19 protein-coding genes and 5 tRNA genes are annotated in these 16,079 nt (G+C 35.3%); 23 read left to right on the top strand and 1 reads right to left on the bottom strand.

Annotated elements, in window-relative coordinates:
• Positions 1-125: 125 nt before the first annotated feature.
• The 19 genes from K412_RS0106165 (at position 126) to K412_RS0106070 (ending at position 11,093) form a co-directional block, all read left to right on the top strand.
• Positions 126-1,361: a S41 family peptidase gene (locus K412_RS0106165; protein WP_024832284.1), complete on the top strand. Its 1,236-nt coding sequence runs from the start codon at positions 126-128 to the stop codon at positions 1,359-1,361.
• 61 nt (positions 1,362-1,422) lie between these two features.
• Positions 1,423-1,590 carry an alpha/beta-type small acid-soluble spore protein gene (locus tag K412_RS0106160; protein ID WP_024832283.1) on the top strand — a complete coding sequence of 56 codons (168 nt, stop codon included), beginning with the start codon at positions 1,423-1,425 and terminating at the stop codon, positions 1,588-1,590.
• 65 nt (positions 1,591-1,655) lie between these two features.
• Complete coding sequence (locus K412_RS0106155) at positions 1,656-2,402, top strand: class I SAM-dependent DNA methyltransferase (protein WP_024832282.1); 747 nt, start codon at positions 1,656-1,658, stop codon at positions 2,400-2,402.
• 255 nt (positions 2,403-2,657) lie between these two features.
• The gene (locus K412_RS0106150) at positions 2,658-2,858 is read left to right on the top strand and encodes a cold-shock protein (protein ID WP_004621488.1); all 201 of its coding nucleotides are present in this window, start codon (positions 2,658-2,660) and stop codon (positions 2,856-2,858) included.
• A gap of 147 nt (positions 2,859-3,005) precedes the next feature.
• Positions 3,006-3,884, top strand: coding sequence for an Hsp33 family molecular chaperone HslO (hslO, locus tag K412_RS0106145; RefSeq protein ID WP_024832281.1), 879 nt, complete (start codon positions 3,006-3,008; stop codon positions 3,882-3,884).
• A 145-nt stretch (positions 3,885-4,029) separates the two neighbouring features.
• Positions 4,030-4,105 (top strand) — tRNA-Val (locus K412_RS0106140).
• 22 nt (positions 4,106-4,127) lie between these two features.
• Positions 4,128-4,204, top strand: a tRNA-Asp gene (locus tag K412_RS0106135).
• A gap of 4 nt (positions 4,205-4,208) precedes the next feature.
• Positions 4,209-4,284: transfer RNA gene (locus K412_RS0106130), tRNA-Phe, on the top strand.
• Positions 4,285-4,323: 39 nt separating this feature from the next.
• Positions 4,324-4,398: transfer RNA gene (locus K412_RS0106125), tRNA-Gly, on the top strand.
• Between the two features lie 44 nt (positions 4,399-4,442).
• Positions 4,443-4,517, top strand: a tRNA-Cys gene (locus K412_RS0106120).
• Between the two features lie 277 nt (positions 4,518-4,794).
• Positions 4,795-5,541 (top strand): SDR family NAD(P)-dependent oxidoreductase, encoded by a 747-nt coding sequence (locus tag K412_RS0106115; RefSeq protein ID WP_024832280.1) that lies wholly within the window; start codon positions 4,795-4,797, stop codon positions 5,539-5,541.
• Between the two features lie 414 nt (positions 5,542-5,955).
• Positions 5,956-7,659 (top strand): hydroxylamine reductase, encoded by a 1,704-nt coding sequence (hcp, locus tag K412_RS0106110; RefSeq protein ID WP_024832279.1) that lies wholly within the window; start codon positions 5,956-5,958, stop codon positions 7,657-7,659.
• A gap of 145 nt (positions 7,660-7,804) precedes the next feature.
• A complete protein-coding gene (locus K412_RS0106105; RefSeq protein ID WP_024832278.1) occupies positions 7,805-8,125 on the top strand; it encodes a nitrous oxide-stimulated promoter family protein in 321 nt (106 codons plus the stop codon).
• Between the two features lie 115 nt (positions 8,126-8,240).
• A complete protein-coding gene (locus K412_RS0106100; protein ID WP_024832277.1) occupies positions 8,241-8,654 on the top strand; it encodes a hemerythrin domain-containing protein in 414 nt (137 codons plus the stop codon).
• Between the two features lie 137 nt (positions 8,655-8,791).
• Positions 8,792-9,157 (top strand): hypothetical protein, encoded by a 366-nt coding sequence (locus K412_RS20550; RefSeq protein ID WP_034847240.1) that lies wholly within the window; start codon positions 8,792-8,794, stop codon positions 9,155-9,157.
• Between the two features lie 84 nt (positions 9,158-9,241).
• Positions 9,242-9,631 (top strand): hypothetical protein, encoded by a 390-nt coding sequence (locus K412_RS0106090; protein WP_024832276.1) that lies wholly within the window; start codon positions 9,242-9,244, stop codon positions 9,629-9,631.
• 198 nt (positions 9,632-9,829) lie between these two features.
• A complete protein-coding gene (locus tag K412_RS0106080) occupies positions 9,830-10,021 on the top strand; it encodes a hypothetical protein (protein WP_024832275.1) in 192 nt (63 codons plus the stop codon).
• 25 nt (positions 10,022-10,046) lie between these two features.
• A complete protein-coding gene (locus K412_RS0106075) occupies positions 10,047-10,493 on the top strand; it encodes a hypothetical protein (protein WP_024832274.1) in 447 nt (148 codons plus the stop codon).
• Between the two features lie 171 nt (positions 10,494-10,664).
• Positions 10,665-11,093, top strand: coding sequence for a hypothetical protein (locus tag K412_RS0106070; RefSeq protein WP_024832273.1), 429 nt, complete (start codon positions 10,665-10,667; stop codon positions 11,091-11,093).
• A gap of 63 nt (positions 11,094-11,156) precedes the next feature.
• On the opposite strand, the gene K412_RS0106065 is transcribed toward K412_RS0106070, so the two are convergent.
• Positions 11,157-11,489: a YlbF/YmcA family competence regulator gene (locus K412_RS0106065; protein WP_024832272.1), complete on the bottom strand. Its 333-nt coding sequence runs from the start codon at positions 11,487-11,489 to the stop codon at positions 11,157-11,159.
• Positions 11,490-11,644: 155 nt separating this feature from the next.
• Here K412_RS0106065 and K412_RS0106060 point away from each other — a divergent pair, with 155 nt between their 5' ends.
• The 4 genes from K412_RS0106060 to K412_RS0106045 all read left to right on the top strand — a co-directional run bounded on the left by K412_RS0106060 (position 11,645) and on the right by K412_RS0106045 (position 15,893).
• Positions 11,645-13,408, top strand: a complete 1,764-nt coding sequence (locus K412_RS0106060; RefSeq protein ID WP_024832271.1) for a leucine-rich repeat domain-containing protein — start codon at positions 11,645-11,647, stop codon at positions 13,406-13,408.
• 75 nt (positions 13,409-13,483) lie between these two features.
• Positions 13,484-14,020: a hypothetical protein gene (locus K412_RS0106055; protein ID WP_024832270.1), complete on the top strand. Its 537-nt coding sequence runs from the start codon at positions 13,484-13,486 to the stop codon at positions 14,018-14,020.
• Complete coding sequence (locus K412_RS0106050) at positions 14,021-14,887, top strand: hypothetical protein (protein ID WP_024832269.1); 867 nt, start codon at positions 14,021-14,023, stop codon at positions 14,885-14,887. It abuts the gene before it with no gap.
• A gap of 214 nt (positions 14,888-15,101) precedes the next feature.
• Positions 15,102-15,893: an N-acetylmuramoyl-L-alanine amidase gene (locus K412_RS0106045; RefSeq protein WP_024832268.1), complete on the top strand. Its 792-nt coding sequence runs from the start codon at positions 15,102-15,104 to the stop codon at positions 15,891-15,893.
• Positions 15,894-16,079 lie beyond the last annotated feature (186 nt).

The following is a 16,079-nucleotide window of genomic DNA, read 5'->3' as shown; positions in this document are numbered from 1 at the left end:
GACAAACCCGCATATTATAAATGCGGGTTTAATATTATATTTTAGACATATCTGTTTTTGTATACTTAAAAGTCGGAAAATTTGGAAGAATATAACTAAGAAAAAATCAACAAGAGGTGTTCTTAATGCTCAATATGAAAGACCAAGAATCAAAACGTTTGTTTTCAGTAATAACAATGACGGCAATAGTATGTTTTACAATATCAATTTTGGTGTACGGCGGATTAATGTATTTTAATGGAAGTTACTCCCTTATTTTTAATAAAAATAGTGTAGACAGGGCCACAATACAGAAATTTAACGAAGCAAGGAGCATACTGCAGAAGTCTTACTATGAAAATGTAGACACAAACAAGCTGGTTGAAGGTGCAATAAGTGGCATGGCAGATTCATTGAATGACCCGTATACCGTATATTATAATAAGGAGCAAATGAAATGGTTTACAGGTCTTCAGAATAACACGGAGAATGAGTACGTAGGTGTGGGGCTGCCCATAATACTAGATAAAAATGGAATAGTAACAGTGCTGGAGCCTTATGATAATTCTCCTGCAAAAGCTGCAGGAATAAAGCAGGGGGACAAAATACTTAAAATTGACGGAAAAGATATTACGGGGATAAAGGATGAAACACTAATAGCCAACATGATAAAGGGGCCTGAAAATACGGAGACAGTCCTTACAATATTAAGAGAATCCGAAAGCAGTACCAAAGATATTCCTGTGATGCGTAAAAAGATAAAGGCCTTGGTAAATATAAGGAGCGAAATGCTCGATGGAAATATTGCATATATCAAGCTCAAAATGTTTGATAAAAATATAAGTAAGAACTTTATAAGCCAGCTAAACACCTTGGTAAAACAGGGAGCTAAAGGGTTAATAATAGATGTCAGAGATAATCCGGGAGGGTTATATGATGAAGTAGTGTCACTTGCGGATAGGCTGCTTCCTAAGGGGGATATAGTATTTACAAAGGATAAAAACGGTAAAAAACATGTGCAGACATCAGATGCAACAGAATTAAATATGCCAATTGCAGTACTAACAAACGGCAACAGTGCAAGTGCCTCTGAAATTCTTGCTGGAGCTATAAAGGACTTTAAAAAAGGAACATTAATAGGAACAAAAACCTTTGGAAAAGGTTTGGTTCAAACAACATATTCTTTTAAGGACGGTACGGGATTAAAGGTGACGATAGCAAGATATTATACACCTTCCGGTGTTTGTATTCAGGGAGAGGGTATAAAGCCTGATATTGAGGTTAAACTACCCGACAAGTATAAAGATACAGATGTTGCTGCAATTCCAAGAGAAGATGATTTACAGCTTCAGAAAGCCATTGAAGTTATTAGTCAAAAATAACACGAAATAGGTATAAATATTTATTATTATCCACATAATACCAATAGGAGGTGCAGAAAAAGTGGATGATAATGAAAAATTAAAGTATGAAATTGCTCGGGAACTTGGTTTGATAGAAAAAGTCATGGAAGGCGGATGGAAAAGTCTAACTCCAAAAGAAACAGGACGCATTGGAGGATTGGTTACAAAAAGAAAAAAAATGCAGGTTCAGGAAAGTCAGCAGACATAATTTGCTGGCTTTCTTGTATATTTTGAGTATTATATGATACTATTTCAATAACATAAATCAGAAAGGTGTGTTTAATTATTTATAATAATTTTGCATATGTTTACGACAAATTAACTCTGGATATTGATTATAATAAATGGGCAGATTATGTTGAAAGTATATTTAAGAAGAATAATCTGAATGTTTCTATGATACTTGAACTTGGATGCGGTACGGGCAGCTTTGGCGTTGAAATGGCACGCAGAGGTTACGATATGATATGCCTTGATTTGTCCTCAGACATGTTGGACTGTGCAGCTGAAAAGGCTGAAAAAGAGGGATTGGATATACTATTCTTAAATCAGAATATGTGCAACTTTGAGCTTTATGGAACAGTGGATGCAATTGTATGTCTTCTAGATAGCTTTAATTATATTACTAATTCCTCACAAATTAATAAAATGTTTAAGTTAATAAAGAATTACCTCAATCCAGGAGGTTTGTTCATTTTTGATGTAAATACACAGTACAAATTTGAAAATATAATTGCGGACAATCTTTTTTATGAAATTGACGACGAGGTTACATATATATGGGAGAATAATTATAACCCAAAGACAAAAAAAGCAAGATTTGATCTTACCTTTTTTGTAAAGAAGGAAGGTTTGTACGAAAGGTTTGATGAGACACATTATGAAAAGTCTTACACCCATGATGAAATAATGGATTTTATAAAAAATTCAGGCATGGAGTTTGTATCCCGCTTTGGAGAATTAACTTTAAGAAAACCTTCACCCACAAGCCAAAGAAATTTCTATGTTTGCAGGAAATAAAAAGGTTACATAAAACAGATGGAATTTACGTTATCAATTTGAAAGACATTCCAGTGCTGAAGAAGAATAAATGCTGATGACGGTGAAAAAATAACCTTGAATCGAATTCATCGGATGAATAGATTTATAAATAGCATATTATAAGTTAAATATAATTTGACAGTTTAAGTCTTATGTGTTAAACTTCTATATGTTATGAAAAAGTGGCGACATCGTTCGTTGCTCAGTTTAGTTATATTCAGGAGGAATTTATTAATGGAAAAAGGTAGAGTTAAGTGGTTCAACGCCGAAAAGGGATTTGGATTTATCGAAAGAGATGGCGGAAATGACGTATTTGTTCATTTTTCAGCTATCAACATGGATGGATACAAAACACTTGAGGAAGGCTCAGAAGTAGTATTTGACGTTGTTGAAGGAGCTAAGGGTCCTCAGGCTGCAAACGTTCAGAGAGCATAATTTTGCTTTAACTATATACTGAAGTAGCCATTAACGCCCCGATATTTTAGATATCGGGGCTTTCAATATATATGGGTCATTTAAGTTTACACATTAAAAAATATTATTGAATCTGTAACGAGTTTAGCTACAGAGCACGGAGGTTATATGGGTGATTATATAGTAAGAGTAACTGCCGCTCAGGGAACGGTGAGAGCTTTTGCGGCTAAGACTACTGAATTGGTTGGACAAGCTTCAGAAATACACGGACTGTCCCCCATAGCAACAGCCGCTTTAGGAAGAACACTGACAGCGGCGGGTATGATGTCCAGAATGCTTAAAGGAGAAAAAGACAAGCTCACCATACAGATAAAGGGAGACGGGCCGTTAGGAGGGATTGTTGTAGCATCTGATTCCAAGGCGAATGTAAGAGGTTATGTGCATAATCCTAATGTGTATCTTCCCCTTAATGAACGTGGTAAGCTTGATATAAGAACTGCAATGGGGGAAGGTTATATTAACGTTATAAAGGATATGGGTCTTAAGGAGCCTTATGTTGGCCTTTCACAGCTTGTTTCAGGGGAAATAGCCGACGACCTGACATATTACTTTGCAACATCTGAACAAGTACCTTCTACGGTAGCGTTAGGCGTGTTAATAGACTCTTCAGGAGTAACGAGTGCAGGAGGATTTATAATACAGATGATGCCCGGAGCAGAGGAAGAAACTATTGACACTTTGGAAAAACGACTAATAGGCTTTCCTCCTATTTCAAAACTCATATCTGAGGGAACTACGCCAGAAGAAATTTTGAATATGCTTTTAGAAGGTATGGATCCCAAAATAGTTGAAACAGTTCCTTGCAGTTATAAGTGTAATTGTTCGAGAGAAAGAATGGAGAGAAATCTAATCAGTATTGGTAAAAATGACTTACTTGAGATTCTTGATGATGGCAAGGGTGCTGAACTGCAGTGTCATTTCTGCAATACAAAATATAACTTTTCTCATCAAGACATCGAGAACATTATAAAAGAAAATGCTAAATGATAATAGTCAATAAAAGCTGATATTTTAAGATTTACCGAGTAATTTAAAGTCAACTTGAAATATTTTAAAAAAAAAGGAAAAAAACCTGTTGACTTTAATAGGCAAGCAATGTATACTATCAATTGTCGCTCACGGAAATAATCTTGGGAGCTTAGCTCAGCTGGGAGAGCATCTGCCTTACAAGCAGAGGGTCATAGGTTCGAGCCCTATAGTTCCCACCATTTTCCGTGAGAGATACAAATTGGCCCGGTAGTTCAGTTGGTTAGAATGCCAGCCTGTCACGCTGGAGGTCGACGGTTCGAGCCCGTTCCGGGTCGCCAATTTGCCCAGATAGCTCAGTCGGTAGAGCAGGGGACTGAAAATCCCCGTGTCGCTGGTTCGATTCCGGCTCTGGGCACCAGATTAAATTGATAAGCAAGAAAGCTTTTCAATTTAACATGCGGGTTTAACTCAGCGGTAGAGTGTCACCTTGCCAAGGTGAAAGTCGCGAGTTCAAATCTCGTAACCCGCTCCAAACAAATGAGGCAGATTGCTTACGTAGTCTGCCTTAATATTGATGGCGCCATAGCCAAGTGGTAAGGCAGAGGTCTGCAAAACCTTTATTCCCCAGTTCAAATCTGGGTGGCGCCTCCAAAGCCTACGGAATTAATAATCCGTGGGTTTATTTTATTTTCAAACTAACCAGGTTCCTATAACATAGCCAAAATGTGACTTTTTAGAAAGTTACATTCTGGCTTCTTTAACATTCTACTAATAATTAATGGATAAAGATTTCGTTTAACTCTTATGTTCAAAATATATTTACATAACTTGTTAACTTAAGGTTGACAAAACACGCTTATATTGATAAAATATTAACATGAAATGATAAATTTTTAACAATAATCTAATGTGATCGGGGGCTTTTAACTTGGATAGACTTAATGGTAAAGTTGCAGTAGTAATTGGCGCAACATCTGGTATTGGTAAGGCAACTGCTGCTCTATTTGCAAAAGAGGGCGCAAAAGTCATCTTTACTGGTAGACGTGAAGAAGTAGGTAAAAAGGTTGAGAAAGAGATTATTGCGCAAGGTGGTCAGGTTGAGTTCTTCAAATGTGATGCAACTGTGGAAGAAGAATGTAAAGCTTTAGTTGATTATGTAGTTGAGAAATATGGTAGAATTGATGTTCTTCATAATAATGCAGGTATTCTGATAGATGCAGATTTCTTGGGTATCGATTTAGTGAAAAACTTTGATAGAACAATAAACACAAATTTGAGAAGCCAGATTAGTGTTATGCAATTAGTACTTCCAGTTATGCTAAAACAGAAAAGCGGTTCTGTCATTAACACAGCATCCGTTGGTGGTATTATAACCATGCCAAATAACATTCCTTATTCCGTATCTAAGGCAGCAATTATCCACATGACACGTACATTGGCAAAAACTTATGCTAAAGAAGGTATTCGTTTTAACTCTGTGTGCCCAGGTTTGACTTATTCAGAAATGGTTGAACCAGGTAACGATTTTGATAAGGCTGTATTACCAGGGGTTCCTATGGGACGTGGTGCGCAGCCAGAAGAAATTGCAAATGGGGTTCTTTTCTTGGCTAGTGATGAATCTTCATATATCACTGGTCAAGCATTAGTATTAGATGGTGGACTATCCCTGGCATAATTTATAATCAACTGTTGTTATAATAAACTTGTGGTTTATGTCATTAAAGTGTCTTATGGTAATTATCCCATAAGTAGTTTACACTGTGTACATTATTAATATATGCTTACATTACCACTTATTGGCACCGCCGTTTCTAAAGGGAAACGGCGGTGCTTTTTTGTCTATAATAATAATCTTCCTGCTAAGGCGGGGAGAGCCATAAGGTTTTAGTTTCAAAAGGTAAAAGTTCATTTACCACCATATCTTTCTGTTGAAAATATATTTATTCTAAAAGGCCCGACTTTTGTATCCTCAGATACCGAATTACTCTATGTAAACTAATATAATTAACTCATTGAAATGCCAAGCAGTAAAAATTAAATTATTAATATTATTTACGAATAAATGAAAGTTTTTTATAAGGAGGATATTATGTCAAACATGTTTTGTTATCAATGTCAAGAAGCTGCGGGTGGTAAGGGTTGTACTGTAAATGGTGTTTGCGGTAAAACTGCAGATGTAGCAAAAGCTCAGGACTTATTAGTTTTTGTAACTAAAGGCTTAGCTGTAGTAAGCAATGAAGGAAGAAAAGTTGGTGTTGTTGATAGTAATGTAGACAAATATATTACTGAAAGTTTATTCTCGACAATTACAAATGCTAACTTTGACAGGGAAGCACTTATTGAAAGAGTTAAGGAAACTTTAAATTTAAGAGAAGATTTAAAAGCTAAGGTTGCAAAAGCTGGTGGGCAAGTAGGAGAAGCTAAAGGTATAAGTAATTTCTTTAAGAAATTATTTGGAGCGTCATCAAACGAAATTGATATTCCAGATGCAGCAGTATGGTCAGCTAATAATGTAAGTGAATTTGATGCGAAAGCTGAAAAAGTGGGAGTATTGGCCACTGAAAATGAAGATATAAGAAGCTTAAGAGAGCTTATATTATATGGCTTGAAAGGTTTATCAGCATATATGAAGCATGCTATGAACTTAGGATACAATGATATAGAAGTTCATGGGTTTATGGCGAAAGCTTTAGCTGCAACATTAGATAATTCGTTATCTGCAGATGATTTAGTAGCTCTTGCATTAGAAGCAGGAAAATATGGAGTTACCGCAATGGCATTACTTGATAAAGCGAACACAGAAACTTATGGAAATCCTGAGATTACTAAAGTTGATATTGGAGTTAGAAATAACCCCGGAATATTAATTTCGGGACATGATTTAAGAGACCTTCAAATGCTATTAGAGCAAACAGAAGGAAAAGGAGTAGATGTTTATACCCACAGTGAAATGCTGGCAGGACAATATTATCCGGCTTTTAAGAAATATTCACACTTTGCAGGAAACTACGGTAATGCATGGTGGAAGCAGGGCGAAGAATTTGAAAAATTCAACGGAGTAATTTTAATGACTACAAACTGTATAGTTCCTCCGAAGGATTCATATAAGAATCGATTATTTACAACAGGTGCAACTGGAGTACCAGGCTGCAAACACATTGTTGCAGATGAAAATGGAAATAAGGACTTTTCAGAATTAATTGCTATGGCAAAAAAGTGTAAGGCGCCAACTGAAATAGAAAAGGGAGAAATCATAGGAGGCTTTGCTCACAACCAAGTATTAGCTCTGGCTGACAAGGTAGTTGATGCCGTTAAGACGGGGGCAATAAAGAGATTCTTTGTAATGGCTGGCTGCGATGGCAGAGCTAAATCAAGAAACTACTATACTGAATTTGCAGAAAAGCTTCCAAAGGATACAGTTATATTAACTGCAGGTTGTGCAAAGTATAAATATAATAAATTGAATCTTGGAGATATTGGCGGAATTCCAAGAGTGCTTGATGCAGGACAATGTAATGATTCATACTCATTGGTTGTAATTGCATTAAAGCTTCAAGAAGTATTTGGTTTGGATGATGTTAATAAGCTTCCAATATCCTATAATATTGCATGGTATGAGCAAAAGGCTGTAATAGTATTGCTATCCTTGTTGCATCTTGGAGTTAAAAACATTCACTTGGGGCCAACACTTCCTGCTTTCTTATCACCAAATGTAGCTAAAGTATTGGTAGAGAATTTTGGAATATCAGGAATAGGAACTGTAGATGAAGATATTAAAATGTTTTTAGCATAAGATAAATAGTTCTCAAAATATTAAAACTAAGGTAAAATAATACACAAATAAAGAAAGTATTGACTGATTATTAAAGTCAATACTTTTTCTTTATCATTTATACGTGAATAATGTGTATATTTGATAGCCTTGGGGGGAATAAAAAATGAGATGTAGTGACAGAATTACTCATGAAAAAAAGGTTGTAGCAACTATGATTACCTTGTATTGCAATAAAAATCACAATATTAAAAAGCAGTTATGCACTGAGTGCCTAGAACTTAAAGAATATGCCTTTAAACGTCTTGATGGGTGCAAATTTGGTAATAAAAAATCAAATTGCGGAGATTGTAAAATACATTGTTACAAAAATGATATGAGGGAGAGAATAATTAAAGTAATGCGATATTCAGGTCCCAGAATGATGATATATCACCCTATAATATCAGTTAAGCACTTGATATACAAATATAAAAAACACCCATAGAGAAGTTAAGTTTTTCAGGTTTTTTTGATTTGTCATTTTGTCATGTGATGTATTCTGTTTTAGAGCTATTATATAGGGTATATAAAGAATATAAAAAATTGCAGGAGGACGATATATGATATATTTAGAAACCTTAAAAAGACAGCATGAGGAAATAGCGGAAATTTTATCAGATATTAAATTTCATATACTTCATAAGGATATTGCAAAAGAGGCTCTTGAAATTTCATCAAAGATAAGTAACCTTGCTGGTAAACTTAAAGTTCACCTCAATACAGAAGACCAGTACATGTATCCTCAGCTTCTTAAAAGCAGTAATTCTGAAATACGAAAAACAGCACAGGCTTATATAGATGAAATGGGAACTATAAGTACCCAATTTATGGCGTATAAAGATCGTTTTAATACAAGATCAAAAATAACTAATGACATAGATTTGTTTGTTAGTGAATCTAAAAAAATTTTTGACATTCTTGAGCAAAGAATAGCAAAAGAAAACTCTAACCTGTACCAAGAGATAGAGATATAGTATACTTATTCATTTCAAAAATATGGAGGATTCCCTCTATTCTCTAACCTGGCAAATAATTTATGTAACCTTAACAGGCAAGTGAACATAAGATATAGTAGCTGATTATTGGTGGTAGGTTTACGGAAGTGACATTGATGAATTACAAACGAATCGAAAATCTAAAGTTTGCTCTCTTGAATCTTGCCAGGCAAGGGTGCAGACTGAATATACCTTCTCATGGTATTAGCGGAAGAATTATAGGAGTTGGTTTTAAGCCATATTGGACCAGTCCTGTGGATTCCAAGATTGAAAAACTGGAAATCAACTATATGGATGATTCCGGCAATATAATACCTTTTAATCTCCATAACATAACTAACTATGATGTGATATCAAATGATGGTACCGGATATGAAAATATGCAAAACGCATGTCTGGATATCCATGTTTTTTCACAATCAAAAGGCAGGAACGAAGAACCTTATGAAAAAGTCAGGGTAGAAATAACCAAGGATACATAGGATTAAAAGTTATATCAAAAGTAACACAAACTGATTAGTAGACATAAAGTATAGTATAAAATAAATGAAAGGAGATAGCGTACTATGTCAGATTGTGGATGTGCAAATTGGGGCGCTTTGCTTGCAAACTATGTTGGAGAGACAGTAACAATTTTTACAAGTAGCGGTGGTCAGTCAGGTTCTGGCTTCACTGGAGTAATTCTAACAGTAAATTCTGTTTTTGTAAGATTAATATCCAGAATTGGTCCACCTCCAGGATGTTCTCTTGGTAATTCCTGCAGTGGATTTTCACAAGGTGCTTATGGTGGAGGATACGGAGCAGGATGTGGTTCAGGTTATGTAGCAGGTGGCCCGGCAGGACAGGTCGGAGCTGTTAATGCAGGTGGATGGGATAATATGCCTGTTTATACTGTTGGTTCTGTAGTAGATATACCTATTACAGCAATTGTTTCTTTTGTACACAATGCAGTTTAATAAAAAGCAATTTTAGCCTGGGGGGTGAGTACTGCAGATACAAGATATTTACCTTTTTATGGAGGGTTCATACAGCCATATCTGTATTTACTTTACAGTTGGTGTAATTACGTATATCCCTTTGGATTCTACGGAAACATGGTTTACGGTGTATACGGATTATATGGTTGGAATGAAAAGCAGTACTAAAGCAGTACTATGGAAATAACTATGATGCTTCTTTGGAATATCATAGGAACTCCGGTTATGGAAGAGGTAATGACTGCAGTGACAATAACTATTATTGAATCTAATATAAATAAAAGCAACAATCTGACGGAATACAGTCAGGTTGTTGTTTTTATTTACAATCAGTCACATTTCTTCTTAAGTTCACATAAGATGAAGTAGATTTAAGTATTAAGGAGGACGTGGAATGTCAGAAGAATTTGAATTTGAACGTGGAGTAGCAAAAGCACCATCTTGTTCACAGGCTGTGAACTGGGAAGCACTGCTCGCAAAATATATAGGTCAGACTGTAACTGTTTTTACAAGCAGTGGAGGAGAGTCTGGCTCAGGTTTTACAGGTGTGCTAATGACTGTTAATTCTGTATTTGTAAGATTACTTACCAGAATAGGTCCACCTCCGGGATGTGCTCTAGGAAATTCCTGTTCAAAATTTTCAGCGGGTGAAGGATACGGAGCTGGCTGCGGTTCCGGTTTCGGCGGAAAAGGTACAGGAATGTCGGGTGCTATAGTTCCAGGGGGCGTAAGCGGCGCTGTAACTGCAGGAGGCTGGGATTCGATTCCGGTATATACGGTGGGTTCAGTAACAGATATACCTATAAAATCAATAGTATCCTTTGTCCATAATGCAGTTTAAAGTATGTAATAGTATGAAAAGATAGCAATGCTTTATGAGACTGGTTATTTACCAGTCTCTATTTTTGTCTTTTAAGGCTTGAATTATATAAAAGTAACAATATGTATATCGTCAACATAATATGAACTAGAGTTATTGCTCGATAAATGTATTTTGAAAGGAGTTATTCAAATGGGAGAAGGATGCGGATTTACAGGAGCATCAGTAGGTAAATGGGACGCACTGCTTGCAAATTATATAGGCCAGACTGTAACTATTTTCACAAGCAGCGGAGGAGAGTCTGGCTCAGGCTTTACCGGAGTTTTATTAACAGTAAACAATGTTTTTGTTAGATTGATAACTAGAATAGGGCCATCACCAGGATGTTCACTGGGTAATGCATGTACCGGATTTAATTCGGAATACGGACACGGCAGTAGTGCTGATATGGGCATCGGATGTGGTTCATCCGGGGGATATGGCATGGGACCGGTTTTGCCGGCAAGTATAAACGGAGCTGCAGCTGCAGGAGGTTGGGATTCCTTACCTGTTTATACAGTAGGCTCGGTAACTGATATACCTGTAGCATCAATAGTTTCCTTTGTTCATAATGCAGTTTAAATTTAAACGCTAAAAAGGCCGGAAAATGCAATCCGGCTTTTTAGCGAATTAATAATAAAATAACTATTTTAAGGATGCTTCAAGAGCGTCATTGACTTGTCTGTAAACTTTTTGAAGCATATCATTGAAGGACTTCTCTGCATTAACAAACCTGTTAACCTCAGGTATACTATTCAGATTTTCAAAGATTTTGTTCAACTCTGCTGCCCTTTTTTGGGCTTCGCTTGTAGAAAGCTTTCCTTTGTATAAGGCCTCCTTTTTTTTCTTGAAATCCTCAATTTTTGAGCGTAATTCTTTGTTTTTATCAATAACTGATTTAGCCTGTTTAAGTTCTATGTATTCTTTTGTACCCATTACTGCCTTTGATAGTTCTTTTGCCTTATCACCTATATTCATTGCAAGCACTCCTTTTATTAACGGCTTTTGATTGCATAGTGTATTGTATGATGACATATATGTATTTGTTCTTTGAACTGTAACTAATTTTTAACATATGGACGAAGCCTGATGTGATAGAATCATTATATAGTTAAAGAGGTGGTAACTGGAAAATGAAAATATATAGAATACTTATTTGTGTGACACTTATACTGGCGATGGCTTTTGCTTATATTTCGCCTATAACACCTGAGGCACAGGCTGTGTCTGTAAAAAAGTTGGAGCTACATGCTTTTTATCCTGCAAATGCGACTTTTTCAAATGATTTAAAAAAATACATAGACTCCCTTGATTCAGTAAGCTTTTTATGGGGCCGATTTTACGCTGATTTGACAGATGGTATTAATACTACTTTTGGTAAAAATGGTAATAAAGATTTTTATTATCCAAATGATTATATTGAGGTTCTAAAATACGCGAAAAGCAAGAAGAAGTCTATTCAATTGGGGATTTTCTCAGATAGTGCAAACGTTGAAAAAATTCTTTCTGACAATAAGCAAAGGGATAAAGCTATTCAATCAATAATAGATTTAATGAAAAGTGATGTATCAAAGGGGAGCAATATTTATTTTGACGGAGTTGTTATTGACATAGAAGGGCTTAACGGGCAGAAAATGAGCGGCTTCTTTAATCAATTCCTTAAAGAGCTTAAACCTAAACTCACAGAAATAAACAAAAAAATGTATGTTGCTGTTAATACGTTGCGTTATTATTCCGGCTACGACTATTCTACAATTTCTCAAATAGCTGATAGAATGATAATAATGGCTCATGACTACGAGCCTTTGACAAAGCTCACAAAAGAACAGGTGATGCAGTATACCGGCTATGATAGTCTGAATCCCATAGACAGTCTTGCCCCTATAAGAGAAATTCAGCGTGTGATGGAGGATGTAAAGAAATACGTCAGTAAGAATAATTTAAATAAAATAATGCTTCAAATAAGCTTTGATGCTGCACAGTGGAGATTTCAGATTCCAAAAGGCTCTACCTGGAATAAGGTGGGGAAAAAGGCTATGAGTTTGGAAGTTCTTCCTCCGCCCACCTATAAGATGCTGTATGACAGGGTTATAAATAAAGACGGTAATGGTAAATCAATTACATATAGCTATAATAATGAACTTGAAAGTCCTGTTATGCAATACTTCAATACAAGCAATAATACACAGAATATATGTCTTTACGAAAACAGCAAAAGCGTAAAGGCCAAGATAGATATTTCAAAACAGTACGATATAGGAGGTATATCACTGTGGAGCCTTTCAAATATTCCTGACTATACTGATAAAGCTGCAAAAAATTTTGGCCTTGATGTTTGGGATACAATTATTAAGTCACTTCCAGCGACATCTCAGGTATCACAGACAAAAGTAACCTTTACCGACAAAGTTGTTGAAAAAGCTGTAAGAGGAAAAATATCCAAACCTTCCGGGACTTTATACAAGTCTGACTTGGCCAAAGTGTACAGACTAAAAATTCCGGCAGGCTATAAAACCTTAAATGATTTAAAGATGCTTACAAATCTGGAGTATCTGGATTTAAGCAATACTAAGCTTTCAAATATTTCTTCCTTGGCTTCGCTAAAAAACCTTAGAGTACTGTATTTGTATAGAAACACTATAAAAGATATTTCACCCATTAAAGGGCTGACAAAGCTGGAGATACTTTCAATAAATGGGAATAAGGTTTCCAACATAAGTGCTTTAGCATGCTTGACTAATCTTACAGAGCTTTATATAAGGGAAAATATCATAACTGATTATTCACCTATTTCAAAGCTTAAAAATTTAAATATACTGTATCTGAAAGGTAATAAATTGACAAACTATACTAAGCTTCAAACAATAAAAAAAGGCTTGATTGAATGCGATTTTTAACTTGAAATAGTTACTTTGTTTTGTCATAATGATATAATATTAAAGCTGACTTAATGTGGTTTTGAAAGGAGAATTATGAAAAAGTATTTATCCGGAAGTTGGGCAGTTATAAAATCTTATTTGATTTCTATGGTTATTTTTTACATATTTTTTCTGGGGTTTTATAAAAGACTGAGCTTGTTTTCGGTTTTTGTATTTATAATAATGATAGCATTTATTTACGCAGAACTTCATTATTTAACAGGAGTGGACAAGCGTCGGTACGGTTCAGTAAAATATTATGACGGAGCAATATACGGAATTCTTGCTGTAGTACCTTTTGTAATTATTCAGATAATAATATCTTTTCTTGATTTATCAATAGAAGGAATTAATTTCATGGTACTAAAGGCTAACCTTATTAAAGGACTTGCAGCACCGATGCTATTTATTTCAAAATCAATGCATTATTCAGTTGTAGGATATATTATAGCATGGTTCACGGTTATATTGATTTCCTTTTTAGGGTACTATGCCGGTTTTAAGAAGTTTGATATTACTGAATATATAAGAAAGCTTTTGGGGTTACAACCAAGAAAGCCTAAACCAAAAAAGAATAGAAGGTTTTTTTAAATGGATAAAAATTGGATTATTACAAATAGCTATAATAAGGCAATAGAAGAGGGGTTTAATCAATACCTTGATGAGAAAGCTGCTGTTGAAAACAGTGAGATAAAAATAGATGAAGAATTGTTGATTACAGATATAGAAAGAAAATGGCTTGCAACTGGTTTGCAGGAAATGGATGGAATGACACCGGGAGAATTTATAAATTCACTGTCTTCTTTAAATGAATTACTTGAATTATTCTTGATTATTGCAAATGATTCAGATGTTGGAGTTCCTGATATTCTGATTGAAAAGTTTAAATGCTATGGTGGGAAAGCTGCTTCTGAAAAGTTGTTTGACTATGTAAATAGTTCGCTCTCATCTAAGGATAAGAATAAGGATGATATTTATCCTGCTGTTTCTCAAGCAGTATATGCAATTGGGTGCCTCCAAGAAGAAGAGTATAAGCAGAAGCTTATTACATTACTAATTGAAAACAAACAGGTTGAAATGATTTCAGAGGCAATTTGTGCTGCAATAGTTGCATATGGTGTAAGTATTCTGGATAATGTGATAAATGCATTTGACACTACAGACGATCAGACAGCAAAGGAACATTTTCTGGTATGTGTTGCGGAAATTTGTAATGATAATAAGTATAAATCTGACGAGGTTTTCTATTTCATGAAAAATGCCTTCCGTACAATCTCAAATCTCAATCTAATAGTGGAGATACTTGGTGATTATGGGGATGGAAGGGCGATTCCGCTATTAAGGGGTTATGTCCTTAAAAATATTGATAAAATAGATTCTGCTACTTTTAATCATATGAGAGCTATAATTAAGAAATTGGGCGGAGAAATAGATGATTTAATTTACCTTAATAAATAATTTAATATAGGCATTATATAAGGGGTTGTCGCAAATATAGTTTTTATATTTTCTAGCTTGTATGAGAGTATAAGTGTTAGAGAAAAAAACTTTCTGTTTTGCAACTACCCCTTATTGTTGTTAGGGCAATTTGTTTTGCTTTTATGCATAAGTGGGACTAAGCTGAATATCCATAATAATAAGATACTTAAAAATGATTGAAGGAAGGATACCCATGATTGTATTAATAAGCAAAAAGAATATATTATTCGTTGTTTTACTATTACTTATGTCCATAACGGTTTTAAGCATCGGATTGACAGTTAACTACTCAAAACCTGTAACAGCAGAAGGAAATCAGGCTCCGGGAGAAGGTGTGGCACCTGCCGTAAGAACGGTTATACTGGATGCAGGACACGGAGGAGAGGACCCGGGGGCAGTAAGCGATTACTCCGGACTAAAAGAAAAGGACGTAAACCTTAGTATAGTTATGAATTTAAAGAGCATGTTGGAAAAGGACAATTACAAGGTTATACTGACAAGAGACTCAGACCGTCTTGTTTATACTACCGAGAGTAATAATATTATCCAGAAAAGAAAAGAGGATTTAACAAGAAGAAAAGGAATAATGGATGATTCTGGTGCTGATTTGGTAGTAAGTGTTCATCTTAATAAATTTCCTCAGACACAGTACCATGGAGCCCAGGTTTTCTTCCCTCCAAAATCTGAATCAAGCAAAAAGCTGGCAGATGAAATTCAAAATGCAATTAGGCTTAATGTAGATAATACCAATGACAGAGTCGCTCTTGTTAAAAAGGACCCTATAATAATTCTAAAGAACCTTAAAACAACTACTGTTGTTGTTGAATGTGGCTTCCTTTCAAATGCAGATGAGGAAAAAAAACTTGCTACAGAGGATTATCAGAGCAAATTGGCGGCTGCAATAAAGCAGGGAATAGACAGCTATTACAAGAAAAGTGCTGACGATATCCAGAAAAACCAGAGCAGTGCCGAAAGCTCTGATTAAAATATATTATAAAAATTATATCAACGATTGCTCCCAAGATATTTGCAAGAGTTTTTAACGGCTCATTATAAGGTATTTTACCGTCGCTCACATTCATCGTCCATGATTCAATGTGCCGCTAAAACCTACATCCGATAGGTTTTCCGGTAAAATATCCATCATTCGCCGACAAACATCTGCAAATAT

The sequence above is a fragment of the Ruminiclostridium josui JCM 17888 genome (assembly GCF_000526495.1).
In the GTDB taxonomy this organism is placed as follows: domain Bacteria; phylum Bacillota; class Clostridia; order Acetivibrionales; family DSM-1351; genus Ruminiclostridium; species Ruminiclostridium josui.
Note: the sequence above shows the minus strand (reverse complement) of the source record. Positions and strands in the feature narration are given on the sequence as shown.

Bases quoted from the DNA above. Each gene is read 5' to 3' on its own strand.
- K412_RS20550 (WP_034847240.1), top strand. From the start codon at position 8,792: ATGAATTACAAACGAATCGAAAATCTAAAGTTTGCTCTCTTGAATCTT.
- hcp (WP_024832279.1), top strand. From the start codon at position 5,956: ATGTCAAACATGTTTTGTTATCAATGTCAAGAAGCTGCGGGTGGTAAG.
- K412_RS0106080 (WP_024832275.1), top strand. From the start codon at position 9,830: ATGGAAATAACTATGATGCTTCTTTGGAATATCATAGGAACTCCGGTT.
- K412_RS0106105 (WP_024832278.1), top strand. From the start codon at position 7,805: ATGAGATGTAGTGACAGAATTACTCATGAAAAAAAGGTTGTAGCAACT.
- K412_RS0106150 (WP_004621488.1), top strand. From the start codon at position 2,658: ATGGAAAAAGGTAGAGTTAAGTGGTTCAACGCCGAAAAGGGATTTGGA.
- K412_RS0106075 (WP_024832274.1), top strand. From the start codon at position 10,047: ATGTCAGAAGAATTTGAATTTGAACGTGGAGTAGCAAAAGCACCATCT.
- K412_RS0106060 (WP_024832271.1), top strand. From the start codon at position 11,645: ATGAAAATATATAGAATACTTATTTGTGTGACACTTATACTGGCGATG.
- K412_RS0106050 (WP_024832269.1), top strand. From the start codon at position 14,021: ATGGATAAAAATTGGATTATTACAAATAGCTATAATAAGGCAATAGAA.
- K412_RS0106045 (WP_024832268.1), top strand. From the start codon at position 15,102: ATGATTGTATTAATAAGCAAAAAGAATATATTATTCGTTGTTTTACTA.
- K412_RS0106055 (WP_024832270.1), top strand. From the start codon at position 13,484: ATGAAAAAGTATTTATCCGGAAGTTGGGCAGTTATAAAATCTTATTTG.
- K412_RS0106100 (WP_024832277.1), top strand. From the start codon at position 8,241: ATGATATATTTAGAAACCTTAAAAAGACAGCATGAGGAAATAGCGGAA.
- K412_RS0106065 (WP_024832272.1), bottom strand. From the start codon at position 11,489: ATGAATATAGGTGATAAGGCAAAAGAACTATCAAAGGCAGTAATGGGT.
- K412_RS0106070 (WP_024832273.1), top strand. From the start codon at position 10,665: ATGGGAGAAGGATGCGGATTTACAGGAGCATCAGTAGGTAAATGGGAC.
- K412_RS0106090 (WP_024832276.1), top strand. From the start codon at position 9,242: ATGTCAGATTGTGGATGTGCAAATTGGGGCGCTTTGCTTGCAAACTAT.
- hslO (WP_024832281.1), top strand. From the start codon at position 3,006: ATGGGTGATTATATAGTAAGAGTAACTGCCGCTCAGGGAACGGTGAGA.
- K412_RS0106165 (WP_024832284.1), top strand. From the start codon at position 126: ATGCTCAATATGAAAGACCAAGAATCAAAACGTTTGTTTTCAGTAATA.